General features: G+C 63.0%; 22 protein-coding genes. 14 read left to right on the forward strand and 8 right to left on the reverse strand.

The genetic code is table 11. The annotated features are described in order from the left end of the window. Window positions 1-7 precede the first annotated feature (7 nt). The 3 genes from BLP99_RS05095 (at window position 8) to BLP99_RS05105 (ending at window position 2,594) form a co-directional block, all read left to right on the forward strand. A complete protein-coding gene (locus BLP99_RS05095; protein ID WP_072390293.1) occupies window positions 8-1,603 on the forward strand; it encodes a GMC family oxidoreductase in 1,596 nt (531 codons plus the stop codon). 115 nt (window positions 1,604-1,718) lie between these two features. Next, on the forward strand, window positions 1,719-2,198 hold the full coding sequence (coaD, locus tag BLP99_RS05100) for a pantetheine-phosphate adenylyltransferase (RefSeq protein ID WP_072390296.1): 480 nt from the start codon (window positions 1,719-1,721) through the stop codon (window positions 2,196-2,198). A 144-nt stretch (window positions 2,199-2,342) separates the two neighbouring features. Next, window positions 2,343-2,594: a YfhL family 4Fe-4S dicluster ferredoxin gene (locus BLP99_RS05105; RefSeq protein ID WP_009683359.1), complete on the forward strand. Its 252-nt coding sequence runs from the start codon at window positions 2,343-2,345 to the stop codon at window positions 2,592-2,594. Between the two features lie 105 nt (window positions 2,595-2,699). Here the strand turns inward: BLP99_RS05105 and BLP99_RS05110 are convergent, their stop codons facing one another. The 3 genes from BLP99_RS05110 to BLP99_RS05120 are packed head-to-tail and all read right to left on the reverse strand — an operon-like array spanning window position 2,700 to window position 4,798. After that, window positions 2,700-3,020 (reverse strand): multidrug transporter, encoded by a 321-nt coding sequence (locus tag BLP99_RS05110; protein WP_072390300.1) that lies wholly within the window; start codon window positions 3,018-3,020, stop codon window positions 2,700-2,702. A gap of 56 nt (window positions 3,021-3,076) precedes the next feature. Then, the gene (mutM, locus tag BLP99_RS05115) at window positions 3,077-3,889 is read right to left on the reverse strand and encodes a bifunctional DNA-formamidopyrimidine glycosylase/DNA-(apurinic or apyrimidinic site) lyase (RefSeq protein ID WP_072390303.1); all 813 of its coding nucleotides are present in this window, start codon (window positions 3,887-3,889) and stop codon (window positions 3,077-3,079) included. 39 nt (window positions 3,890-3,928) lie between these two features. After that, window positions 3,929-4,798, reverse strand: a complete 870-nt coding sequence (locus BLP99_RS05120) for an HDOD domain-containing protein (protein WP_072390306.1) — start codon at window positions 4,796-4,798, stop codon at window positions 3,929-3,931. A gap of 272 nt (window positions 4,799-5,070) precedes the next feature. Here BLP99_RS05120 and BLP99_RS05130 point away from each other — a divergent pair, with 272 nt between their 5' ends. From BLP99_RS05130 to ilvD, 5 genes are all read left to right on the forward strand, one after another. Then, the gene (locus BLP99_RS05130; protein ID WP_072430907.1) at window positions 5,071-6,267 is read left to right on the forward strand and encodes a class I SAM-dependent rRNA methyltransferase; all 1,197 of its coding nucleotides are present in this window, start codon (window positions 5,071-5,073) and stop codon (window positions 6,265-6,267) included. 443 nt (window positions 6,268-6,710) lie between these two features. Continuing rightward, window positions 6,711-7,793 carry a SagB family peptide dehydrogenase gene (locus BLP99_RS05135; RefSeq protein ID WP_092179870.1) on the forward strand — a complete coding sequence of 361 codons (1,083 nt, stop codon included), beginning with the start codon at window positions 6,711-6,713 and terminating at the stop codon, window positions 7,791-7,793. After that, window positions 7,790-8,743 (forward strand): diiron oxygenase, encoded by a 954-nt coding sequence (locus BLP99_RS05140; RefSeq protein WP_072390319.1) that lies wholly within the window; start codon window positions 7,790-7,792, stop codon window positions 8,741-8,743. Before BLP99_RS05135 ends, BLP99_RS05140 begins: the two co-directional genes overlap by 4 nt. Continuing rightward, the gene (locus tag BLP99_RS05145; protein WP_072390322.1) at window positions 8,736-9,941 is read left to right on the forward strand and encodes an MFS transporter; all 1,206 of its coding nucleotides are present in this window, start codon (window positions 8,736-8,738) and stop codon (window positions 9,939-9,941) included. The genes BLP99_RS05140 and BLP99_RS05145 overlap by 8 nt, the downstream gene beginning before the upstream one ends. A gap of 266 nt (window positions 9,942-10,207) precedes the next feature. Further along, window positions 10,208-12,049, forward strand: a complete 1,842-nt coding sequence (gene ilvD, locus BLP99_RS05150; RefSeq protein WP_072390325.1) for a dihydroxy-acid dehydratase — start codon at window positions 10,208-10,210, stop codon at window positions 12,047-12,049. A gap of 132 nt (window positions 12,050-12,181) precedes the next feature. On the opposite strand, the gene BLP99_RS05155 is transcribed toward ilvD, so the two are convergent. Further along, on the reverse strand, window positions 12,182-13,237 hold the full coding sequence (locus BLP99_RS05155) for an HAD family hydrolase (protein WP_072390328.1): 1,056 nt from the start codon (window positions 13,235-13,237) through the stop codon (window positions 12,182-12,184). Window positions 13,238-13,616: 379 nt separating this feature from the next. On the opposite strand from BLP99_RS05155, the gene BLP99_RS05160 reads away from it, so the two are divergent. After that, a complete protein-coding gene (locus tag BLP99_RS05160) occupies window positions 13,617-15,008 on the forward strand; it encodes an L-cystine transporter (RefSeq protein ID WP_092179872.1) in 1,392 nt (463 codons plus the stop codon). Between the two features lie 115 nt (window positions 15,009-15,123). Here the strand turns inward: BLP99_RS05160 and BLP99_RS05165 are convergent, their stop codons facing one another. Then, window positions 15,124-15,636: a dihydrofolate reductase gene (locus BLP99_RS05165; protein ID WP_072458562.1), complete on the reverse strand. Its 513-nt coding sequence runs from the start codon at window positions 15,634-15,636 to the stop codon at window positions 15,124-15,126. A 96-nt stretch (window positions 15,637-15,732) separates the two neighbouring features. On the opposite strand from BLP99_RS05165, the gene BLP99_RS05170 reads away from it, so the two are divergent. After that, on the forward strand, window positions 15,733-17,100 hold the full coding sequence (locus BLP99_RS05170; RefSeq protein ID WP_092179948.1) for a DUF2868 domain-containing protein: 1,368 nt from the start codon (window positions 15,733-15,735) through the stop codon (window positions 17,098-17,100). Continuing rightward, complete coding sequence (locus BLP99_RS05175) at window positions 17,093-18,466, forward strand: DUF3482 domain-containing protein (RefSeq protein ID WP_072390337.1); 1,374 nt, start codon at window positions 17,093-17,095, stop codon at window positions 18,464-18,466. Before BLP99_RS05170 ends, BLP99_RS05175 begins: the two co-directional genes overlap by 8 nt. 193 nt (window positions 18,467-18,659) lie before the next feature. Here the strand turns inward: BLP99_RS05175 and BLP99_RS05180 are convergent, their stop codons facing one another. Further along, window positions 18,660-19,151, reverse strand: coding sequence for a 2-thiouracil desulfurase family protein (locus BLP99_RS05180; protein ID WP_072390341.1), 492 nt, complete (start codon window positions 19,149-19,151; stop codon window positions 18,660-18,662). 1 nt (window position 19,152) lies between these two features. Then, a complete protein-coding gene (locus BLP99_RS05185; RefSeq protein WP_072390344.1) occupies window positions 19,153-19,785 on the reverse strand; it encodes a 2OG-Fe(II) oxygenase in 633 nt (210 codons plus the stop codon). Between the two features lie 146 nt (window positions 19,786-19,931). On the opposite strand from BLP99_RS05185, the gene BLP99_RS05190 reads away from it, so the two are divergent. Next, window positions 19,932-20,675 (forward strand): DUF2059 domain-containing protein, encoded by a 744-nt coding sequence (locus BLP99_RS05190; RefSeq protein ID WP_072390346.1) that lies wholly within the window; start codon window positions 19,932-19,934, stop codon window positions 20,673-20,675. A gap of 33 nt (window positions 20,676-20,708) precedes the next feature. Here the strand turns inward: BLP99_RS05190 and BLP99_RS05195 are convergent, their stop codons facing one another. Further along, a complete protein-coding gene (locus BLP99_RS05195) occupies window positions 20,709-21,656 on the reverse strand; it encodes a phospholipase BipL (RefSeq protein WP_072390348.1) in 948 nt (315 codons plus the stop codon). A 99-nt stretch (window positions 21,657-21,755) separates the two neighbouring features. Here BLP99_RS05195 and BLP99_RS05200 point away from each other — a divergent pair, with 99 nt between their 5' ends. Both BLP99_RS05200 and BLP99_RS05205 read left to right on the forward strand, forming a co-directional pair. Then, a complete protein-coding gene (locus tag BLP99_RS05200; RefSeq protein ID WP_072458559.1) occupies window positions 21,756-22,346 on the forward strand; it encodes a DUF6436 domain-containing protein in 591 nt (196 codons plus the stop codon). Window positions 22,347-22,444: 98 nt separating this feature from the next. Further along, on the forward strand, window positions 22,445-24,853 hold the full coding sequence (locus BLP99_RS05205; protein ID WP_092179874.1) for a penicillin acylase family protein: 2,409 nt from the start codon (window positions 22,445-22,447) through the stop codon (window positions 24,851-24,853). Window positions 24,854-24,933: the final 80 nt, after the last annotated feature.

Below are 24,933 nucleotides of genomic sequence, written 5' to 3' on the forward strand. Positions count from 1 at the left end.
GCCCGACATGCCCGTACCCGATCCTTTTCGCGAAGGCCTTGCCCGTGGCTGGACCACCTACAACGGTGCCGAACTGACCCAGGACCTGACCCTGGACGCCGACGTGGCAATCATCGGCAGCGGCGCCGGGGGCGCCACCACCGCGGAAATCCTCAGCGTCGCGGGCTACAAGGTCCTGTTGATCGAGGAAGGCCCGCTCAAGACCAGTAACGACTTCAAGCTGCTCGAAGACCAGGCCTACACCAGCCTGTACCAGGAAGGCCTCGGACGGATGAGCAAGGACGGCGCCATCACCATCCTCCAAGGCCGGGCGGTGGGCGGCACGACACTGATCAACTGGACTTCCTGCTTCCGCACACCGGAACAGACGCTGGAACACTGGGCCTCGGAGCACGACGTCAAGGGGCATGGTCCCGCCGACATGGCCCCATGGTTCGAACGCATGGAGCAGCGCCTGGGCGTGGCGCCGTGGCTGATGCCGCCCAATGCCAACAACGACGTGATTCGCAAGGGCTGTGAACGGCTGGGGTACAGCTGGCACGTGATCCCGCGCAATGTGCGTGGCTGCTGGAACCTGGGTTATTGCGGCATGGGCTGCCCCACCAACGCCAAGCAGTCGATGCTGGTAACCAGCATTCCGGCCGCCCTGGACCAGGGTGGCGCGCTGCTTTACCTGGCGCGGGCCGAACGCCTGACCCTGCGCAACGATACGGTCATCGATCTGCAATGCGTGGCGATGGATGAGCGGTGCGTGGCTCCGACCGGACGGCGCATCACGGTCAAGGCGCGACACTACGTACTGGCCGGCGGCGCGATCAACAGCCCGGCCTTGCTGCTGCGCTCCGATGCGCCGGACCCCCACGAGCGCCTGGGCAAGCGTACCTTCCTGCACCTGGTGAATATGTCGGCCGGCCAGTTCGATGAGGTCATCAACCCGTTCTACGGAGCACCGCAATCGATTTACTCGGATCACTTCCAATGGCAGGACGGCGTCACTGGCAAAATGTCCTACAAACTCGAAGTTCCACCCCTGCACCCCGCCCTTGCCGCCACGTTGCTGGGCGGCTACGGCCCGGAGAATGCCCGGCACATGGCCCAACTGCCCTACACCCACGCGATGCTGGCGTTGCTACGGGACGGTTTTCACCCGGACAGCCCCGGCGGCAGCGTGGAATTGCGCGGCGACGGCACGCCAGTACTCGACTATCCGGTATCCGCCTACACCTGGGATGGCTTGCGCCGGGCTTTCCACAGCATGGCCGAGATTCAGTTCGCCGGCGGCGCCCGGGCGGTCATGCCGATGCACGGCGATGCCCGCTATGTGAAGACCCTGGCCGAAGCCCGGACGCTGATCGACGGCCTGGACCTTGCCCTGTTCCGTACGCGCCTGGGCAGCGCCCATGTCATGGGCGGCTGCGCCATGGGGGAGGACCCGAAAACCGCCGTCACCGACAGCCTCGGTCGTCATCACCAACTGAGCAACCTGTCGGTCCACGATGGCTCCCTGTTTCCCACCAGTATCGGTGCCAACCCACAATTGTCGGTGTACGGGCTGACGGCGAAACTGGCGAATTCCCTGGCCGAACGCCTGAAAAACCCATGAAGATCCGGATTATTCGCGACGTCTATAGTGCTGTCTTATCCTACAGGCGACTTGGCCGACCGAGTCGGCTGCGATACCATCCGACTCCCCAACGGACTCCCGCCAGGACGACGCGATGAACCGAGTGTTGTACCCAGGTACCTTCGACCCGATTACCAAGGGCCATGGCGATCTGGTCGAACGCGCCTCGCGCCTGTTCGACCATGTGATCATTGCCGTCGCCGCCAGCCCGAAGAAAAACCCGCTGTTCTCCCTGGAGCAACGCGTGGAGCTGGCCCGCGAGGTGACCCGGCATCTGCCCAACGTGGAAGTGGTCGGTTTCTCGACGCTGCTGGCGCAATTTGCCAAGGAAAAGAATGCCAACGTGTTCCTGCGTGGCCTGCGGGCCGTCTCGGATTTCGAATACGAATTCCAGCTGGCCAACATGAACCGTCAGCTGGCACCTGACGTGGAAAGTCTTTTCCTGACACCCTCGGAGCGCTACTCCTTCATTTCATCGACCCTGGTGCGGGAAATCGCAGCCCTGGGCGGCGATATCAGCAAGTTCGTCCACCCGGTCGTGGCCGATGCGCTGACCGAGCGCTTCAAGAAGTAAGCCCCTGGCTGCGACTCGCCTCGCAGCCTCGCCTTGGGTGACAGTGCAGTCCATCGCGGCCGCGTGCACTGAGCTCGTCAATGCGGCACAATTGCGCACATCCGTTTTCAGATGCCCGGGCCCAGCGCCCCGGCAGGAGCTTGCATGTCCCTGATCATCACCGACGATTGCATCAACTGCGACGTCTGCGAACCCGAATGCCCGAATGAGGCCATCTCCCAAGGCGAAGAGATCTACGTCATCGATCCGAACCTGTGCACCCAATGCGTCGGCCATTACGACGAGCCCCAGTGCCAGCAGGTCTGCCCGGTGGATTGCATCCCGCTGGACGAAGCCCATCCGGAAACCGAAGAACAGTTGATGGCCAAGTACCGCAGGATCACCGGCAAGGCTTGAGCTGGAGGCTCGTAGCATCCGTGCCCGAGCAGGCTCACGCCCACAGGGCGCCAGCCGCGCCTGGCGACAAGGCCATCCGCCACGGCGCGGCAACCCGGTCGCGCCTCAGTCCTGACTCTCGAACCCCTCCCCGACACAGCCCAGGCAGCGCACGAACGTGGCTTTCGCCGGGTCTACCACCAATGCCTTTCCTGCATCGCCAACCCCACCGCCCAGCGCGGTAAAGGGCAACGACACCACGAATGCCCCGGCGCCGATCACTGTGGCGGCGAGCAACAGCGGGCGAGCGATCAGCAAGTCGCCGATCATGGCGTAGGCGGGCGGGTTCTGGATGGTGTAGCGCGGATCACCGCTGCCGGTGTTCGCCAGGGCAGGCAAACCGACACTCAGCAGCAACGCAAGAACGACGGGGCGAAGCAGATTCATGGGGGCGGTCCTTCGGCTAGCCAATATGACTACTGACTATAGACCCTGGGGACGGATCATCTCTGACAGCGCGGGCACCAGACACTCGCACGCTGCCCCAGGCGGATTTCCCTCAGCCCGGTTCCACAGACCTTGCACAGCTCCCCACCCCGGCCGTACACGAACAGTTCCTGCTGGAAATAGCCGGGCTGGCCATCGCCACCGATGAAGTCACGCAGCGTGGTACCGCCGCGTTCGATGGCATGGGCGAGGATGCGTTTGATCTCGATCGCCAGTTTCAGATAACGCGCCCGGGAGATGCCCCCGGCCTCTCGACGCGGGTCGATCCCGGCGGCGAACAGCGCTTCGGTCGCATAGATATTGCCCACGCCCACCACCACGGCGTTGTCCATGATGAACGGCTTGACTGCCATGGAGCGCCCACGGGAGAGCTGGAACAGGCGCTCACCGTCGAAGAGATCGGTCAACGGTTCCGGCCCGAGGCGAATCAGCAGTTCATGGTTGAGCGGGTCGAGGCTCCACAGCATCGCGCCGAAACGCCGAGGATCGGTGTAGCGCAAGGCCAGGCCGGACTCCAGTTCGATATCCACATGCTCATGCCTGGCGGCAGGCATGCCCACTTCCACCAGACGCAGATTACCGGACATGCCCAGATGGCTGATCAACGTGCCCACCTCGGCATTGATCAGCAGGTACTTGGCGCGCCGCTCCACCTGCACGATCCGCTGGCCCGAGAGCCGCACATCCAGATCTTCCGGAATCGGCCAGCGCAGGCGACGATCGCGCACGATCACGCGGCTGACCCGCTGCCCTTCCAGGTGCGGGGCAATTCCGCGGCGGGTGGTTTCGACTTCGGGCAGTTCTGGCATGGATTTCTCGAATGGACGATGGTACGGCGCTATCGGGCCTCAGCGGGTGGCAAGATCGCGGATTTCCTGCTTCTGGGTCTGGAAATCGTATTCCGACAGGCCGATGTAATCGAGCACCAGATCACCGACACAGGCCCATTCGTGGTCCTCGGCCTGGTTACCCAGTACCCGATAGGAAGCGCAGATGTGCTCGGCCATTTTCAGGATCGCCAGCAGATTCTTCAACTGACTGTTGTTGCGCGAGGATTCGTCGCTGAAGATCGCCAGGGCGTTGTGGTGGTTGGCAATGGCCTGGCTGACATGGTCCGGCAGGCGCCAGGACTTGGACGTGTAGTAACCGACCACCGCGTGATTGGTATTGAACAGGCGGTTTTCAGTGTCCACCACCCGGCATTCGGCACTGGCGCTGGCATACGCCTGCTCCAGCACACTCATGTAGTTGGGGAACTGCTTGAGCATCAGCGGCACGCCGCAATCATGGAACAGGCCCAGGGCATAGGCCTCGTCGCCATTCTCCAGGCCGACACGCTTGGCCAGGGTCAGGCAGGTCATCGCCACGTCCTGGGCCGTATCCCAGAATCGGTTGAGGGTGACGATGGTATCGTCGTGCAGTTCGCCCTTGATCGACTGCGCATTGATCAGGTTGATGATCGAGCGGCTGCCCAGCAGGTTCACGGCGCGCTGGATCGAGGTGATCTTGTTGCGCAGGCCGTAATACGGCGAATTGACGATTTTCAGCAAGGCTCCCGACAGGCCGGGGTCCTGGGAGATCAGTTTGGCGATGGTCTCCAGATCCGGGTCAGGCATGTACTGCTCCATCTGCAGATCCACCATGATCTGCGGTTGGGGCGGGACGCTGATGCCTTGCAGGGATTGTTGGATCTGTTCGGCGGAAAGCTCTTTGGACATGGCTGCACACACTCTGGGACAGGCGAGGATTCTACCCCTTCAGGACGGGCTCGACACACCGCCGGGGTCGATCGACGAAACTTTCATTCAGATACAGGCCTAGGTCGGCAGCCAACCCATTCAGCTTGAGGAGTTTTTTACACCACGGCTCGCGGGCCCCGTCCATTATCCGGGCAAGGCGCGCCCACCAGGCGCCCCGCGTTTCATCGCCCACCTGGCCCGCCGCTCGCTCCGACACGGTATACTCCCGCTCTTTTTTCCGGAGCGACGTCATGTCCCTGCCCAGCCTGCGCCTCAAAGCCAATGCCGACCGCCGCCTGCGCGCCGGTCATCTGTGGGTCTACAGTAACGAAATCGACGTGGCCGCCACCCCGCTGCACGGTTTCAAGGCCGGCGACCAGGCAATCCTCGAAGCCGCCGGTGGCAAGCCGCTGGGCGTGGTCGCGCTGAGCCCGAACAACCTCATCTGCGCCCGGCTGCTGTCCCGCGACGCGAAGCTGCCGCTGGACAAATCCCTGCTGGTACACCGTCTGAACGTGGCGCTGTCGCTGCGTGAACGACTGTTCGACAAACCGTTCTATCGCCTGGTCTATGGCGATTCCGACCTGTTGCCAGGCCTGGTGGTCGACCGCTTCGGCGACATCCTGGTGGTGCAGATCGCATCTGCCACCATGGAAGCCCATAAGGACGATGTGATCGCCGCCCTGACCCAGGTGCTCAAGCCCAGCGGCATCCTGTTCAAGAACGATTCCGCCGCCCGCGATGCCGAAGGGCTGGAACGCTATGTCGAAACCGTGTTCGGCCTGGTGCCGGAATGGGTCGCCCTGGAAGAGAACGGCGTGAAGTTCGAAGCGCCGGTCATGGAAGGCCAGAAGACCGGCTGGTTCTACGATCACCGCATGAACCGTGCACGCCTGGCACCCTATGCCAAAGGCAAGCGCGTGCTCGACCTGTTCAGCTACATTGGCGGCTGGGGCGTGCAAGCCGCGGCATTCGGCGCCAGCGAAGTGTTTTGCGTGGACGCTTCGAGCTTTGCCCTCGACGGTGTCGAACGCAACGCAGCGTTGAATGGCTTCGCTGAAAAGCTGACCTGCATCGAAGGCGACGTGTTCGAAGCCCTCAAGGAGCTCAAGGCCAGCGAAGAACGTTTCGACGTGATCGTCGCCGACCCTCCGGCCTTCATCAAACGCAAGAAAGACCTGAAGAACGGCGAAGGCGCCTATCGTCGCCTCAACGAACAGGCCATGCGCCTGCTGACCAAGGACGGCATCCTGGTCAGTGCCTCGTGCTCGATGCACCTGCCCGAAGATGACCTGCAGAACATCCTGTTGACCAGTGCCCGTCATCTGGATCGCAACATCCAGTTGCTTGAACGCGGCGGCCAGGGACCCGACCACCCGGTGCATCCGGCCATTGCCGAAACCCGCTACATCAAGAGCATCATCTGCCGGCTGCTGCCTAACAGCTGAGTTCCCCCGGCGCGGTCGGCGCTTCGGCCCGCATTGGTTAAATAAAAATCGCAGCCTTGGGCTGCGATTTTTATTTGCATGTCTGAAAAGTTACCTCATACCGAAGTTAATAACGACACAGTTAAATTCTGTACGAACTCTCCCACATTATTACTGGAGCTTTCCTACTCAATCTCCGCTTGCCAAGCATTCATTAAAAACTATGATTGAACAGTCACTTCAAAAGTGACCTGCACTAGAAAACACAACTTGTTCAAACACACTTATTCAAAACAAAGGAGCTGTATCATGAAAGCAATCAATCTGGAAGCTGACAAAATCGCAAACCTGGCCGGCCTGGTTGTTCCAAAAGCCGCCACCAAGTAAGTAAGAAGTAACCAGGGCCGGGGAATGCCGGCACCCCGGCCCTGCCCTGGCTCGTCACACCAGCGGAACCCACCCTCATGCATATAAATCCGTGCCTGTTCATACTTGCCCGCCCGCCGCATCAGGTCGTTTGGAACTACGAGCGCCATACCCAGTTCGAACTGGAACTTCGCTACTCGACACGATTGGCGCAACTTATACAAGACCCATCCACGTTTGATATCAATTATCCCATTGACGCCGACCTGCTGGACGCAGAAATCCTTATCAAGGAAGCAAGAACCCCCACCAAATGGGAATGGGATGAGCTATCCAGAATATTTCATATCGGCACCAAGAACATTCCGTGCGCCGATATCCCCCAAGATGTAAATGAGTGGGCAGCTTTGTATCTGCAACACTGCAACGAGGTGCTCGCTTCACCCATGCCCTCAGCCAGGATCAGCAACCCTCAAGCCGACCGGATCGCCCTGGCCCGCCCCCTGCTCACCGACTTGCAGGACGCTTCGCTGATCCAAACCCTGGTCGGCCGCAGCACGTCCCGTTCATTTCGCGACCAGCCCATCTCGATCGAGCAGGTCAGCACACTGCTTTACCTGTCCCTGGGCTACCTGAACGAACGCCGGGACATCCATAGGGCAGCCGGCCCCGAATCACTGGGCGCAAGACGCAGCAGCCCGTCAGGCGGCGGCCTGAATGCCTGCGAAGGTTATCTTTACGTACGCGACGTGACAGGCCTCGCGCCAGGCCTCTACGCCTATCTTCCGGACGAACATGCCCTGAGCCTGACCGCCTCCTTGCCGGAGGCTCCCCTGGGTCGCCTGCTGTGCGGCCAGCATTTCATCAACCCTTTGCCGTTCGGGCTGTTCATCACCTCACGCTTCGACAAGCTCTGGTGGAAATACGCACACTCCCGCGCCTACCGCATGGCATTCGTCGAAACGGGCCACGTTTCCCAGACATTCCTGATGGTCGCCACGGCGCTCGGCCTCGATACCTGGTTGACCGGCGCGTTGAGCGATCGTGAGGTCGAACGGTTGCTGGGGCTTGAGGACTCCTGTGAGCAACCGCTGTTTTTTGTCGGCTGCGGCCATGGCGACGGGCAGGTGCATTGCAAAGAGCTGACAGCCCTGATCGAACGCCAGGACGCTGTGTCATGACCAACATTTCCTTTGGGCAGTCGCCCCGCTACACCCTTGGCGATTGGGACAACAAGGCCGCAGTGCGTACCCGCAGGGACCACTATCGATTGCCCGACGACCTGGAGCAGCAGCTTTCCAGCCGGGACTGGTTTCCACCGGCCTTCATCCCCTATGTCGAACATCCGCTGGTCCGCCAGGCAGGCCGCGCCGTTGCCCAGCGCCTGGCTGCCAACCACCTCCTGTATTTCCTCGACTACACCACGATGCTCGAACACCGGGTCGTCAATCGCTCGGTAGAAACCATCATCCATGGCGAACTGGCCGTACCGATCCCCCGAAGAATGAAAACCGCGGCCCTGCAGCTCTACACCGATGAGGGCTACCACGCGCTTTTTTCCAACGAAGTGGCCGAGCAGATCGCGAACCTCTATGGCATCGACGACCGCCAGCCGCCCAGGCGCATCAACCGTTTGCTGAGCACGATCGACGCCGCTTCGCCGATGGATCGCCCCCTGGCCTGGCTGCTGCTGGGGTTCGTTTCCGAAACCATCATTGCCCGGGAACTGCTCGCCATCACCCGCAACACCCTGGTCTGCACGGTGTACCGGATGCTCAGGAACCACCTCGAGGACGAGGCACGGCACAGTCGCTACTTCAGCGAGGTGTTCCAGTACCTGTGGTCCGTCCTCGATTCCACGCAGCGCGACCTCGCCGCCGGGATGCTGCTGCATATCATCGGGCTCTATTTCGAGCCCGATGACTCCTGGCTGCTGCGCAGCCTCGCCAGTGTCGGCTTCGATAACCAAAGCTCGCGCCAGATCGTTTCCGGCCTCCTGCTGCCAGGCGCCCACGCCCGGCGTGTCCGTTGCGGTGCGGTGTCGACATTCGCGGCCATGAGCGACGCAGGCTTCTTCGACAACGGCCATTACCGGCAGCTTTTCAGCCAGGCGGGGTTTATCGATGGTTGACGCCAGGTCCCCACGCCACACCCGCAAGCCAGCCACTGTGGCTCTATTGCTCACACTGACCCTGCTGGGCGTGTTTCCCATCGATGTGGTACTGCCCTCGTTCCCTGCGCTGTCGGAGCACTTCCAGCGTTCGTCCTCGGACATCGCCCTGTCCGTCAGCCTGTTCGCGGTGGGCATCGCCCTCTCGCAACTGCTGGTGGGTCCTCTCTCCGACGCCCTGGGCCGAAAGGCCCTGTTGCTGGTTGGCATCACGGTCGCGGCCATTGGCGCAACCGGGTGCGTCATCGCTGACGACTACGGGCTCTTTCTGTTTTCCCGAGTCGTCCAGGCATTGGGGTGCGGTTGTTTCGTCCTCTCCCAGGCCTTGATCCAGGATCTCTTTACCGGGCAGGAACAGCAACGATTGCGCATATTCCTGGTGACCTGCGGCGGTGTCTTCATTTCCGTATCCCCGCTGGCTGGCACCGGGTTGCAAGCCTGGATGGGCTGGCAGGGCAGCTTCCTGGTGTTCATCGCCCTGGCAATAGCGGTATTTACAGGCGCTTGCCTTTTGCTGCCGTCTTCTGCGGCAACCTCCCATCCGCAGCGCCTGAGCTTTATCAGCGCCTATCGAAAGGTCTGCGGCGACTTCAGCTTCATGGCCTATTGGCTGACTTCTGCGTTGGCCTTTTCCTGCCACTTTTCCTTCATCGTCATCTCGCCACTGGTCTTCATCGACCAATTGGGGCTGTCACCCGAGGCGTTTTCACTGGCCCTGCTGGGCTACGGGCTGGCCTATATCGGCGGCGGAGCGCTGGCGACGGTATTGAGCAACCGAATCGACTCCCAGACGCAAATCTTCACTGGCCTGGGCCTGATCCTGACGGCAGGGGTGATGATGCTCGGGCTCTCCAGCCACCTGGGCCTGTCGATCACCACCCTCTTGCTGCCCATGATCGTCTGCACTGCCGGAACCACCATTGCCCGGGCGGCGGCCCACACCCGGGCGATGAACCGGTTTCCCGAGCAGGCAGGTACGTCGGCCTCGGCCGGCAGCGTGTTGATCTTCGTCGTCGGCGGACTGACCAGTGCCGTGATCAGCCTCACCCCGCTGGGCCTGCAAACCACCCTGGCCCTGTGCCTGGTACTGCTCAGCCTCCTGGGGCTGGCACTCAATGGGCTGATCCGGCATCGCCACAGGGGGTTGCTGACCGGTTGAATGCCGCCAGTCGTCATCCCGGGCGCCACATTGGCGTCCAATCGGCGCTTTGCGTCATTTCATCCTGACGCCAGCGGTGTAGAATCGGGGCATTCATCGCCATTCATCCCCGGCGGGTTTATGAGCTCAAGCTGAGGCAAGCAGTGATCCTGCAAAGTCATCGGCCGCTTCCGGACACACAGCCACTCCCGAGTGTTCCAGACGTCAACAGAAGCTCACTTCCCATTGATACCTGATTAGTACTGATTAGCCGCCCGGAGTGCTCCATGCCCGAATACCGCTCGAAAACATCCACCCATGGCCGCAACATGGCCGGCGCCCGCGCTCTGTGGCGCGCCACGGGGATGAAGGATGACGACTTCAAGAAGCCGATCATCGCCATTGCCAACTCCTTCACCCAGTTCGTCCCCGGTCACGTTCACCTCAAGGACCTGGGCCAACTGGTCGCCCGCGAAATCGAACGCGCCGGTGGCGTCGCCAAGGAATTCAATACCATCGCGGTGGATGACGGCATCGCCATGGGCCACGACGGCATGCTCTATTCGCTGCCGAGCCGCGAGATCATCGCCGACTCCGTCGAATACATGGTCAATGCTCACTGCGCCGACGCCATCGTGTGCATTTCCAACTGTGACAAGATCACCCCCGGCATGCTCATGGCTGCGCTGCGCCTGAATATCCCGGTCATCTTCGTGTCCGGCGGTCCGATGGAAGCCGGCAAGACCAAACTGGCCAGCCACGGCCTGGACCTGGTTGACGCCATGGTGATCGCCGCCGACTCCAGCGCCTCTGACGAGAAGGTCGCCGAGTACGAGCGCAGCGCCTGTCCCACCTGCGGTTCGTGCTCCGGCATGTTCACCGCCAATTCCATGAACTGCCTGACCGAGGCCCTGGGCCTGGCCTTGCCGGGCAACGGCTCGACCCTTGCCACCCACAGCGATCGCGAACAGCTGTTCCTGCAGGCGGGTCGCACCATCGTCGAGCTGTGCAAGCGTTACTACTCCGACAACGACGAATCGGTATTGCCTCGCAACATCGCCAACTTCAAGGCGTTCGAGAACGCCATGACCCTGGACATCGCCATGGGCGGTTCCACCAACACCATCCTGCACCTGCTGGCCGCCGCCCAGGAAGCCGAGGTCGATTTCGACCTGCGCGACATCGATCGCCTGTCCCGCAACGTGCCGCAACTGTGCAAGGTCGCGCCGAACATCCAGAAGTACCACATGGAAGACGTGCACCGTGCCGGCGGGATCATCAGCATCCTGGGCTCCCTGGCCCGTGGCGGCCTGTTGCACACCGACCTGCCGACCGTGCACAGCAAGACCATGGCCGAAGCCATCGCCAAATGGGACATTACCCAGACCGACGACGAAGCCGTGCACCATTTCTTCAAGGCCGGCCCGGCAGGCATTCCGACCCAGACGGCATTCAGCCAGTCGACCCGTTGGGAAACCCTGGACGACGACCGCGAAAACGGCTGCATCCGCAGCGTCGAGCACGCTTACTCCAAGGAAGGTGGCCTGGCGGTACTCTATGGCAACATCGCCCTGGACGGCTGCGTGGTGAAAACCGCTGGCGTCGACGAGTCGATCCATGTCTTCGAAGGCAACGCGAAGATCTTCGAGAGCCAGGACAGCGCCGTGCGCGGGATCCTCGCTGACGAGGTGAAGGCCGGCGACATCGTGATCATTCGCTACGAAGGTCCGAAAGGCGGTCCGGGCATGCAGGAAATGCTCTACCCCACCTCCTACCTGAAATCCAAAGGTCTGGGCAAGGCCTGTGCCCTGCTGACCGATGGCCGTTTTTCCGGCGGCACTTCGGGCCTGTCCATCGGCCACGCCTCGCCGGAAGCCGCCGCAGGCGGTGCCATTGGCCTGGTACGGGACGGCGACAAGATCCTGATCGATATTCCGAACCGCTCGATCAACCTGTTGATCAGCGACGAAGAACTGGCCGAACGCCGCGTCGAGCAGGACAAGAAAGGCTGGAAACCGGTGGAGCTGCGTCCCCGCAAGGTGACCACTGCGCTCAAGGCCTATGCCCTGCTCGCCACCAGCGCCGACAAGGGCGCGGTGCGCAACAAGGCGATGCTCGACGGGCTGTAGGCATCCCTCGTGCAACAAGAATGCCCCGCCAGGTGCGGGGCATTTTTTTGTCTGGTATTGCGTGATAAAACGGTTATCAACTGTGGGAGCGAACCCGCTCGCTCCCACAGTCGCGTGGCGGTTTACCTGGCCTTACTGGATATCTTCCGGCTTGACGATCACCCAGTTCTTGTCCGCCGTGACCGGCAGGCCTTCCTTGGCCTGGGCGGCAGCGTGCTTGGCCATCATGCCGTTTATCTGGGTCATGTACTTGTCCTTGCGATTGACCCACAGGTGAATCCCCCCCTTGGCCACGTCCACGTCATGGAACAGCATGTAGCCGTCGCTGCTGGGGGTATCACCGGCTACCAGCACCGGCTTCTTCCATTCGTCGATGTACGTCAGGATTGCCGCGTGCTTGCCGGCCATCCAGGTCGCTGGGGTCCACAGATAGGGCGTGTACTCCAGGCCGAGGTTGGCCTTTTCGTCATACTTGCCGGCGGTGATCTGCTTGCGCGCGGTGGTCAATTCGCCGGTCTTGCGGTCCTTGAGCAAGGTGGTCACGCCGATGACGTTCTGCGGCTTGAGGTTGTAGCCGTATTTGGGATCGGAGGCGACCATGCGCACCAGCTCTTCCGACGCCGCGGTCATGACATAGACCTCGATGCCGTTTTCCATCAGCTTCTGGTAGAGCTCGGTCTGGCCGGTGAAGATCTTTGGCGGGTTGACGTTGTAGTTGACCACCTTGTCGCCGTCGTAATACGTCGTCGGGACGGGCTTGCCGGAGGCCATGAGCTCGTCGACGTAGCCCTTGAGTTCCTTGAGGGTGAAGCCGGAAAACACCTGGGCGACCCACGGATAGCAAACCATGTCGTCCACTTCGCACAGGCGGTAGTAGTAACTGAACAGGCTTTCCTTGTGATCGGCCGTGTCCTTGAATGGCATCAGCTTCAGGGAGGGATCCAGGGTTTCCCGGGTGATGAGGCCCTTGTTTTCCATGAACGGCAACAACGACTCTTCAAGGTCATAGCGGTAACTGGTGTTGTCCATGTCGAACACCGCGTAATTACCCTTGTTGGCGTTGGCCGCGATCATCGCGTCCAGTGCCTTGGCCTGTTCCGCCGGCCAGTGTTTGAGTTCGGTGGCGAGTACCTGGCCGGCGAGACCAAGACCCAAGGCGACAGCGAGAAAACGAGGTGCGAGCTTCATCGGCATTTCTCCTGGTTCAAAGAGCTCGACGCTAACAAATGCCGATGACAACCCTCGTCTCCCCGCGACCGCTTGCATCTTGATAACGCCAGCGGCATACCTGCAAACGCCACGTCCTTATTCCATAAACGACATACCACATGCTTTTTTAGTATTAATTCTTTAGTTATCAGGCTGTTAGGCTCCTCGGTTCACAGTCTGGCCCAGGCTCTGTTCGAGAAGTCTTGAGACGAAGATCAGGCAAGGCGAAAACAGCCGAGCAAGCGCAGTGCATTGGAATACATGAGCATCGCGAGGCAGTTTTCAACGCCGCATGGATGAGTATCAAGGCCTTCGTACAGAGCGTAGGCGACTGCACAAGTCTTATCGGAGTCTCCTGATGAATCTTCCACTGATCCTCAATCTGCTGGTGTTTCTCGCCTTGCTGTTCGGCCTTGCGCAAACCCGCCACGGCAGCTGGAGCCTGGCCAGGAAAGTGCTGCTGGCCCTGGCGCTGGGCGTCGCGTTCGGTGTCGCCCTGCATACCGTCTACGGCGCCGGCAACCCGGTGCTCAAAGCGTCCATCGCCTGGTTCGACCTGGTGGGCAATGGCTATGTACAGTTGTTGCAGATGATCGTGATCCCGCTGGTCTTCGCCTCGATCCTGAGCGCCGTGGCCCGCCTGCATGACGCCTCGTCCCTGGGCAAGATCAGCTTCCTGGCCATCGGCACGCTGCTGTTCACCACCGCCATCGCCGCCCTGATCGGCATCGGCCTGACCAACCTGTTCGGCCTCACCGCCGAAGGCCTGGTGGCCGGCACCCAGGAGCTGGCGCGACTGCAGGTGATCCAGAGCGACTACGCCGGCAAGGTCGCCGACCTGAACATCCCGCAACTGTTGCTCTCTTTCGTCCCACAGAATCCTTTCGCCGACCTGGCCCGGGCCAAGCCGACCTCGATCATCAGCGTGGTGATTTTCGCGGCGTTCCTGGGCATCGCGGCGCTGCAATTGTTCAAGGATGACGCGGACAAGGGCCAGAAGGTGATCAACGCCATCGACACCCTGCAAAGCTGGGTGACGCGCCTGGTACGCCTGGTGATGAAGCTGACCCCTTACGGTGTGCTGGCCTTGATGACCAAGGTCGTGGCCGGTTCCAACCTGCAGGACATCATCAAGCTTGGCAGTTTCGTGGTGGTGTCTTACCTGGGGCTGGGCCTGATGTTCGTGGTACATGGCCTGCTGGTGTCCGCCGCCGGGATCAACCCTTTGCGCTTTTTCCGCAAGATCTGGCCGGTGCTGACCTTCGCCTTCACCAGCCGCTCCAGCGCCGCGACCATTCCCTTGAGTATCGAGGTCCAGACCAGCCGTCTCGGCATTCCGCGCGCCATCGCCAGCTTCAGCGCCTCGTTCGGCGCCACCATCGGACAGAACGGCTGCGCCGGCCTCTATCCGGCCATGTTGGCGGTGATGGTCGCTCCAACCGTGGGTATCGATCCGTTGGACCCGGTCTGGATCGCAACCTTGGTGGCGGTCGTCACCCTGAGCTCGGTCGGAGTCGCCGGCGTGGGTGGCGGCGCGACGTTCGCCGCATTGATCGTGCTACCGGCCATGGGCCTGCCGGTCTCGTTGGTGGCGTTGCTGATTTCCGTCGAACCGCTGATCGACATGGGGCGCACGGCATTGAACGTCAGCGGTTCGATCACCGCCGGAGCACTCACCAGCCAGGTGATGCAGCAGACCGACAAGGCAGTGCTGGGTGCCGAGGAGCATGGGGAGTTGGTGCAGGCTTGATTGGCGGCGCCTGGTAGATCGCCTTCGCGAATGAGTCCGCTTGCACAGCTGACCGAGCTGTATCAGCGCAAACCGGTCGACTGCGGCAGCGGGCTCGCTCGCGAAGCTTTTTGCCTTAGAGCTTTTCCCATACCTCGAAGCTGTAGGCCGGCTTGTCCCCTTGCGCCGGGTTCGGCTGGTTGGAGACCAACCGCCACTGGCTTGAATCGAACTCCGGAAACCAGGCGTCTCCCTCCGGGCTCAACGCCACGCGGGTCAGGTACAGGCGATCGGCCTGCGCCAGGGCCTGGGCGTACAGTTGCGCACCGCCGATCAGCATCAGTTCGTCGGCGCCCTGCTCCAGGGCCCACGCCTCGGCCCGCGCCACCGCAGCTTCAAGCGAGGAGAAAACTTGCGCCCCCTCCAGCTCCAGGCCCGGCTGGCGGCTGACCACGATGTTCAGCCGTCCCGGCAGCGGTCGACCGAGGGAATCCCAGGTCTTGCGGCCCATGATGATCGGCTTGCCCAAGGTGGTGGCCTTGAAGTATTTGAAGTCCCCTGGCAAGTGCCAGGGCATGCTGTTGTCGATGCCGATCACACGGTTTTCACCGAGGGCTGCGATCAGGCTTAAAGGAAGAGTTTTTTTCATGTAGGCGAGGATACCAGAGGCTCGACGTACCCCGACAGGCGCCACAGCAGTTATGCTCATCCCTCATTTACGACGGAAGTGCCCGTGTCTGAGCCCCTGACTGAACTGCAGAAAATCTGGTTGACCGAGACGGTACGCCTGCGTGAGGAGCACGCCGGCCCGCTCGAAGACCAGGAAGCCAATCGCCTGGCCCGTGCGGCGGGTGGCGATCTATCGACCCGTATCCACCACCGCGCCCACCGCCTGGCCGCACGCGACGGCCTCACCGAAGCCTTGCGCCATTGGCTGCAAGGCGCCCGCCTGGCCCTGATCGTGCTGGCGACAGTCGCCGTCATCAGCGGCTCGGGCCTGGGTTTTGCCGCCCTTGGCGATGGCCGCATGCCCGTCAATGTGTTCTGGGCCCTGGGCAGCCTGCTGGGACTGAATTTGATCCTGCTCGTCGGCTGGGCCCTGGGCTTGCTGTTCGCCGGGGAACAAGGCGCCGCGCTGGGACGCCTGTGGCTGTGGCTCAGTGAAAAACTCGCCCGCGACGCCAAGGCCGCCCAACTGGCGCCGGCCCTGCTGCTGTTGCTGCAACGCCAGCGGCTCAACCGCTGGGCCCTCGGTGTCCTGGTCAACGGCTTGTGGCTGCTGGCGATGGTCAGCGCGCTGGTTGTCGTCTTGATGCTCATGGCGACCCGACGCTATGGCTTCGTATGGGAAACCACCCTGCTTGGCGCCGAAACCTTCGTCGTCCTGACCCAGGCCCTTGGCGCCCTGCCTGCCATGGTGGGGTTCGATGTACCGGCCGAAGCGATGATACGCGCCAGCGGCGATGGCGCCCTGAACCTCGAAAGCGCTCGCCAGGCCTGGGCCGCCTGGCTGGTGGGCGTGACCCTGGTCTATGGCGTGATGCCGCGCCTGTGCCTGGCGCTGCTGTGCCTGTGGCGCTGGCGGCGTGGCCGCAGCACGCTGCGCCTGGACCTGAACCTGCCGGGCTATGCCCAACTGCGCGAACGACTCATGCCCAGCAGCGAACGCCTGGGGGTCAATGATGCCGCCCCCGCGCAGTTGCATCGCATCGAGGGGACGTCCGGCGCCCCGGAAAGCGATGGCGCCTTGCTGGTGGCAATCGAACTGGACGACCGCCCATGGCCACCGAAGCTGCCGGACACGGTGAAGAACGCCGGTATCCTCGACAGCCGTGAATCGCGGCACAAGCTCCTCGAACAACTGTCGCGCTTTCCCCCGGCACGCCTGGCGATTGCCTGCGACCCACGGCGCTCGCCGGATCGTGGCAGCCTGGCCTTGATCGCCGAACTGGCCCGCAGCGCCAGCGCCACCCGCGTCTGGCTGATGCAGGCACCACCCGGTGAAGCGCTGGATGCCCAGCGCCTGGGCGATTGGCGCGATGCGCTGCGACAACTGCAATTGCCGTTCGCCGACTGCATCCCCCTCAACTGGCTGGAGACCGGCCATGACTGAGCCTATGAAGCCATTGAAGCTGGCCGTGGTCGGCCACACCAATGTCGGCAAGACGTCCCTGCTGCGTACCCTGACCCGGGACGTCGGCTTCGGCGAGGTGTCCCACCGTCCCAGCACGACCCGGCACGTCGAAGGTGCGCGCCTGTCGGTGGACGGCGAAGCCCTCCTGGAACTGTACGACACACCGGGCCTGGAGGATGCCATCGCCCTGCTCGATTACCTCGAACGACTGGAGCGCCCCGGCGAGCGCCTGGACGGACCGGCGCGGCTGGCGCGCTTCCTGGACGCCAGCGAGGCGCGCCAGCGGTTCGAACAGGAGGCCAAAGTACTGCGGCAGCTGCTCGCCAGCGATGCCGGGCTCTATGTGATCGATGCCCGGGAGCCGGTGCTGGCCAAGTATCGCGATGAACTGGCGGTCCTCGCCAGTTGCGGCAAGCCGCTGCTGCCGGTACTGAACTTCGTCAGCAGTGCCCAGCATCGCGAACCCGACTGGCGCGAAGCACTGGCGCGGCTGGGGCTGCACGCCCTGGTACGCTTCGACAGCGTCGCCCCGCCCGAGGACGGCGAGCGCCGCCTGTACGAGAGTCTTGCCCTGTTGCTGGAAAGTGCTCGTGGTCAGTTGGAACGCTTGATCGCCGACCAGCAGGCTCAACGCCTGGCCCGCCAGCGGAGCGCCGCGCGCTTGATCGCCGAGTTGCTGATCGATTGCGCGGCGTGCCGGCGCAGCGTGGCCAGCGACGCCGAGCTGGAACACCAGGCCATCAGCGAATTGCGCAACGCGGTGCGTCAACGTGAACAGCGCTGTGTCGAAGCCCTGCTCGCACTCTACGCCTTCCGCCCGCAGGATGCCGCCGCCGGCGACCTGCCGCTGCTCGACGGGCGCTGGGGCGATGATCTGTTCAACCCCGAAACCCTCAAGCAATTGGGCGTACGGGTCGGAGGCGGGATCGCCGCGGGGGCGGCGGCCGGTGCCGGTGTGGATTTGCTGGTGGGCGGCCTGACCCTGGGCGCCGCCGCCCTGGCCGGGGCCATCGCCGGAGGCGCCCTGCAAACCGCCCGCAGCTACGGCAACCGATTGATGGGCAAGCTCAAGGGTCAGCGGGAACTGACGGTGGACGACAACGTGCTACGCCTGTTGGCCCTGCGCCAGAGGCAACTGCTGCTGGCCCTCAACCAACGCGGCCATGCGGCGCTGGACAGCATCCGCATCGACACGCCCCAGGACAAAGGCTGGCGCGAAGGCAAGCTGCCCGAAGCCCTGGCCAAGGCTCGTGCCTATCCGCACTGGTCATCGCTCAATCCACGACCCCGGTTGAGCCAGGCCGAACGCCAGGAACAGATCGAACAACTGGCCGAGGAGCTCTAGGCTCTGTCTGAAAAGCCTTGATATTCGTTCATGCTGCGTTGGAAACCGGCTCGTGCGCGAGCCCGATCGGAATGTTCATTACTTCAAGTGGAGGGCGACCCCGGCCGTTCCTCGTCGGTTTCGCCTCGCCTGGCCTTCGTCCCTAGACTCGCAGAGCCCAGGCATCCGCTCACCACCAAAAGCAGCGCTGTGGTCAGTCGTCGACCAATGCCTCGAGCGCCAAGGCCGCTTCAGGCAATTGCAGCTCACTGAAAACCTGCACCCCATGGCGCTTGAGCAACGCCGCCGTCACGCCTTCACCCGTGACCTTCACACCGCTGAACGTCCCGTCATAGGTCAGCCGGTTACCGCACGATGGGCTGTTGGCCTTGAGCACGGCGATGCGGATGCCATGTTCCCGCACCCGCTCCAGCGCCTGGTACGCACCAGACAGGAATTGCGCACTCACGTCTTCACCTTCCGTGGTGATCACCACTGCCTGCCCGTCGAGAACCTGCTCTCCCTGGCCGCCGGGAATCTCCGCCGCCGCCCGGGGCGTCGGCAAGCCGCCGGCGACTTCCGGACACAGCGGCACGACACGGCCTTCATCCAGCCACTGCTGGAGCTGATCGAACGGCCCGCTGGCGCCGCCGTCATAGCGCACGCGGTGTCCGAGCAGGCAACGGCTGACGAGAATCCTGTGCATGTCAGAACAGCTCGTTGCCGCGGCGTCGGAACCAGCCGGTCAAGGACAGGCGATCCCGGGTGGCCGGCAGGACTTCATGGGGAACGTTCCCCGACAGGAACACCACCAGGCAACCACCGGCGGGCACTACGTCATGTTCGACGCCGTCATCCAGGTACATGCGCAACTGCCCCCCCTGGTCCGGCAGCCAGGCGTCATTGAGATAGAGCACCGCCGACACCGTGCGCCGATCATCGTCGCGGAATCGGTCGACGTGCTTGAGGTAGAACGCACCGGGTGGGTACAGGGCGAAATGGCTTTCGAAGTCTTCAAGCCCCAGGAACAAGCCACGGTTCAGGGCTTCGCGCAGGCTGTCCATCCATTCCAGGTAACGATCGCAGGCCTCGGCCTGGCCGGGCTCGATCCATTGGATGCGATCCCCCCGGATACCTTCCTGGATCTGCGAAGACGGCCCGCGCCCGACCGCGGCTGGTGCCAGTTCGCCTTCAATGGCGCGCTGCCGGCATTCCGCCGCCAGGGCACGGGTCAGCGCGTCCGGCAGGAAGACGTTCTGCTGCGACCAGCCACGCTCGGCCAGGTCGTCGACGATACGTAACAGCGAGGGGTGATCAAAAGGTATCTGCATGGCGCGCATAGTATGCCTGCCCACGTAAAACCGACAGCGCCACGCAGCGGGTTTGCGGGGCGGTTTGCAGATGGCACCGCCGTACGAACTTGATACGAATTCTCGACAAGTTCCCGCACCCCACGGAGAATAGTCGGCTGCTGACAGGAGTCCCTATGCGCCGTTTGCTTTTCTCACTGTTGATGTTCTGCGTTTTGCCCGCCTGGGCAGACAGCTACGACCAGTTGTACAAGGTCGCCGGCTGGCCGGAACAGCGGGCGCATTTCAACGATGCCTTGAATGCCGCGCAGCAGCGCTATCAAAGCAGCTTGCCGCCAGCGGTATTCCAGGCGCTGGTCAACAACAGCAATCAACGCTTCGCTCCCCAGGCCATGGACCAGCGGGCCGAAGCGCAACTGCGCAAGCATCTCAACGACCCCGTCCCGGCCCTGGACTTCTTCCAGTCACCCCTGGGCCGCAAGGTGGTGGCCGCCGAGCTGCTGGCCACCCGTCGCGACCAGTTGGCAAAGAACGCCAAGGGCCTGCCCAAGATGCAGGCCAGCGACAACCGCCTGCTGATCATCGGCCACCTGGCCCAGGCCCTGCCCGCCCGTGAGGCCGGTGCCGAAGTCAGCCTGGCGATCGCCGGCGTGGCGGCCGACAGCCTGAGCTCGATGATTCCCGGCCTGCTGGGCGCCGGCCAGGCCCAGGGCATGCTGAACGGCCAGCGCCAGCGGCTCATGGAGCAGATCGGCGCGGACCTGAACAACACGCTGCTGTATGTCTACCGTGACCTGTCGGATACCGAACTGGAAGAATTCGCCACTTTCGCCGAGTCGGCCGAGGGCCAGGCCTATTACCAGGCGGCTTTGGCGGCGGTCCGGGCAGGCTTGGCCGTAGGGCAGAATCTCGGGCAGTAGCTTCGCGATGCGTTGACTGGCGCTATCGCCTGGTCACCGCCGATTCCGGCTCATCCGCTTGTTCAGGAACCCGAACATCTCCTGCCGCAACGCCAGGGACTCGTTCGCCAGGTGATGGCGTCCCTCGGGCAACATCATCACCTGCGGTCGATCGAACTTGCTGCACAACACCTGCAGGTTATGTTTCCAATCCACCGTCATGTCCGCCTGGCCCTGCACGATCAGAGGCCGGCGCGGGCTGTTCGGCGCCGCCTCGATGCGTTTGATCCATTGTGCCAACGCTCCGACCCATGCGGTCGGCAGGCGTAACGGCTGCAAGGGGTCGGCTTGCAGGAAGGGCAGGAAATCAGGATCGGTGGAATTTTCGCTGAAGCGTCGGGCGATGCCGGTCACGAAAGGCTTGAGCAAGTAGTAGCTCAGGCGCGACCACCCCCAGGCCCGCGGCCGCACCAGGGGCGACAGCAGGATCACCTGGCCCTGGGCCGGACTGTCCGCGCCCTGGTTGAGCACATGATCCACCACGATGGCACCGCCGGTGCTCTGTCCGCACAGGTGCCAGGGTTGCGGCAGGCCCAGGGTCGCGGCCTCGGCCAGCAGCCCTTGCAGCGTAGCCTGGTATTCGGCGAAATCGCCGATGCTGGCGCGCTCTCCGCTGGACAGTCCGTGGCCCGGCAGGTCACAGGCAATCACCGCGAATCCCTGCGCCAACGCCCATTCGATCAAGTGCCGGTACAGCCCCATGTGATCGTAGTAACCATGGAACACGAACAAGGTTGCCACGGCTTTCTCCGGCCACCAGACCTGCCCGACCAACTCATACCCATCGATCCGGAAACGCCCCAGCCCTTTGCGCACCTCGCGCTGGGGAAAGTCCAGCCCATAGAAACGCTGGTAGGCCCGGGCCTGTTCCGACAGTGGCTGCCACTGGGCCATGGATTGCAGGCTGGCACGCAGGTTATCGGGGTCGAAAGTGGCAGGCATTGATATTCCCAGGCGAAAGCGAAAAAGGACTTTATGGTCTGCGATATTCATCTGTCGCGGCAGGCGTGGCAAGCTACGCGACTCCAGAGGATCGACTCCATGCGCCCGTCCCACCGCACGACCTTGCTTGCCAGCCTGCTTGCCCTCGGGTGCGCCGCCGTATTGTGGTTCGCCTACGACTGGTTCCAGGGCCGTTACCTGCGGGCTTTCAGCCAACACACCGCGGTGTTTTCCGGCGACCCCTTGCGCTTGCCCGCCGACCTTGCCGGTCCTGGCCCGATCCGCCTGGTGCACTTCTGGGATCCGGCTTGCCCCTGCAACGTCGGCAACCAGCAACACCTCGCCGAACTGATCGATAGATATGCATCGCAAGGCGTCGAGTTCTACGCGGTACAAAAGACCGCGACCCAAGGCCAACTGCCGGCCACGCTGGGCAGCCTCAAACCCCTTGCGGCCTTGCCGGGCTCGGGCCAGATTCCCGCCAGCCCGGCGGTGGCGATCTGGGACCGCAACGGTGCGCTGGCCTATTTCGGCCCCTACAGCGAAGGCCTGACCTGCAATTCGAGCAACAGCTTCATCGAACCGATCCTCGAGGCATTGAGCGTCGGCCGGGCGGTCAACGCGACCCATACCCTGGCAGTGGGCTGTTATTGCCCATGGGGCCAGGAGGCATCGGCCACCAGTCGGTAAATCCCTCCGAGGGACGATGCGCAGGCACGCGGCGCCATGTTAAACAGGGAATGAACAGCGCGGTCATGGAACCGCTGTCAACGGCATAAGGAAGCACCATGAAACGCAGTCTCATCGCACTCCTGTCACTGGTGGTCACCGCCATCATCGTTGCCGGTGGCTACCTCTACAGCAAGCAACCGACCCGCCAGGGCATGGTGCAGTTGCAGGGGCTGCAAGGCTCGGTCACCGTACGCTACGACGAACGCGGCGTACCACACATTCGTGCCGGCAACGAAACCGATCTCTACCGCGCCCTCGGTTATGTCCATGCCCAGGACCGGCTGTTCCAGATGGAAATCATGCGCCGCCTCGCCCGGGGTGAACTCGCCGAGGTACTGGGACCGAAATTGCTCGACACCGATAAACTGATGCGCAGCCTGCGCATCCGCGAGCGCGCCGCCACTTACGTGACGGAACAGGATCCGCAATCCCCCGCCTGGGTCGCCATGCAGGCCTACCTGGACGGGATCAACCACTACCAGGACACCCATACCCGACCGGTGGAGTTCGATGTGCTGGGCATCCCCAAGCGCCCTTTCACCGCCGAAGACACCGTGAGCATCACCGGCTACATGGCCTACAGCTTTGCCGCCGCCTTTCGCACCGAACCCTTGCTGACCTACGTGCGCGACCAGCTCGGTGCCCGGTATCTGGACATTTTCGACCTCGACTGGCAGCCCAAGGGCGCCCTGGAGGAACGTCGCCAGCCCGGCCTGCCCCTGGCCGACGGTGACTGGAAAGACCTCAACGCCCTGGCGCGCCTGACCGAGCAGGCCATGGCCGAGAACGGCCTGCCGCAGTTCGAAGGCAGCAACGCCTGGGCGGTCTCGGGCAGCCGTACCCAAAGCGGCAAGCCTTTGCTGGCGGGCGATCCGCACATCCGCTTTTCGGCACCGTCGGTATGGTACGAAGCGCACCTTTCGGCACCGGGCTTCGAACTCTACGGGCATTACCAGGCCCTGATGCCGTTCGCCACGCTGGGCATGAACCAGGATTTCGGCTGGAGCGTGACCATGTTCCAGAACGATGACCTGGACCTGGTCGCCGAGAAGACCAACCCGGACAACCCGGAACAGGTCTGGTACCGCGACGGATGGGTGGACATGACCCGCAGCGAACAGCAGATCGCGGTCAAGGGCCAGGCCCCGGTGACGCTGGTGTTGCGCCAGTCGCCCCATGGCCCGATCGTCAACGACGCCCTTGGCGCCAATGCCGGCAAGACGCCGATTGCCATGTGGTGGGGGTTCCTGGAAAGCCGCAACCCCATCCTCGAGGCGTTCTACCGGCTCAACCGCGCCGATACATTGGCCAAGGCACGAGACGCATCGTCCAGGATTCATGCCCCCGGGCTGAATATCGTCTGGGCCAGCGCCCAGGGAGACATCGGCTGGTGGGCCGCGGCACAGTTGCCCAAGAGGTCGGCGGGCGCGAAACCTGGCTTCATGCTCGATGGCAGCAGCCCGGAGGCGGAGAAGGACGGTTTCTACCCGTTCAGTGACAACCCGCAAGAAGAAAATCCTGCCCGAGGCTATATCGTCTCGGCGAATTTCCAGCCGGTATCCCCCAGCGGCATCGAGATCCCGGGCTACTACAACCTCGCCGACCGCGGCCAGCAGCTCAACCTGCAGCTGGGCGACAAACAGGCCAAGTGGGACATCGAAACCACCCGTAAGCTGCAACTGGGCACGACGACCGCCTATGGCCCGCGCCTGCTGGCACCCTTGCTGCCAGTGCTGCGAGACGTGATCAGCGACCCGCAGGAACGCAAATGGGTGGAGCAGCTGGCCCAATGGCAAGGCGATTACCCGCTGGACTCCATCAGCGCCACGCTGTTCAACCAGTTCCTGTTCAACCTGGCCGACGCCGCGCTGCACGACGAGCTGGGAGACAGTTTCTTCGAAACCGCGCTCTCGACCCGGGTCATTGACGCCGCACTGCCTCGCCTGGCCGCGACAAAGGATTCGCCATGGTGGGACGACCGCACCACCCTGGGTACGGAGACCCGTGCCGACGTGGTGAAAATAGCCTGGGGCAAGAGCCTGGCGCACCTGAAGGCCACCCTGGGCGACGATGCCACGCAGTGGCGCTGGGGCAAGGCCCATACCCTGACCCACGGGCATCCGCTGGGCCTGCAAAAGCCCCTGGACCGGATCTTCAACATCGGCCCGTTCGCCGCCCCCGGCACCCATGAAGTGCCCAACAATCTCTCGGCCAAGATAGGCCCGGCTCCCTGGCCTGTGACCTACGGACCTTCCACGCGACGCATCATCGATTTCGCCGACCCGGCCCACAGCGTCACCATCAACCCCGTCGGCCAGAGTGGCGTGCCGTTCGACAAGTATTACGCGGACCAGGCCGAGGCCTACATCGAGGGGCTGTATCACCAGGCGCACCTGGCCGAAGAAGAAGTGCTGGCCAATACCCGGGACACCCTCAAGCTGCTACCGGCCGGCACGGCACGCTGAACGGGCGAGGCGTCGTCTTTTTTCGGTGCCAGCGGGCCCGATCGTGATTATTGGTCAAGACTACACAAGGTTTTCCCGCC

The sequence above is a fragment of the Pseudomonas sp. NFACC32-1 genome, from assembly GCF_900101215.1.
Lineage (GTDB): Bacteria > Pseudomonadota > Gammaproteobacteria > Pseudomonadales > Pseudomonadaceae > Aquipseudomonas.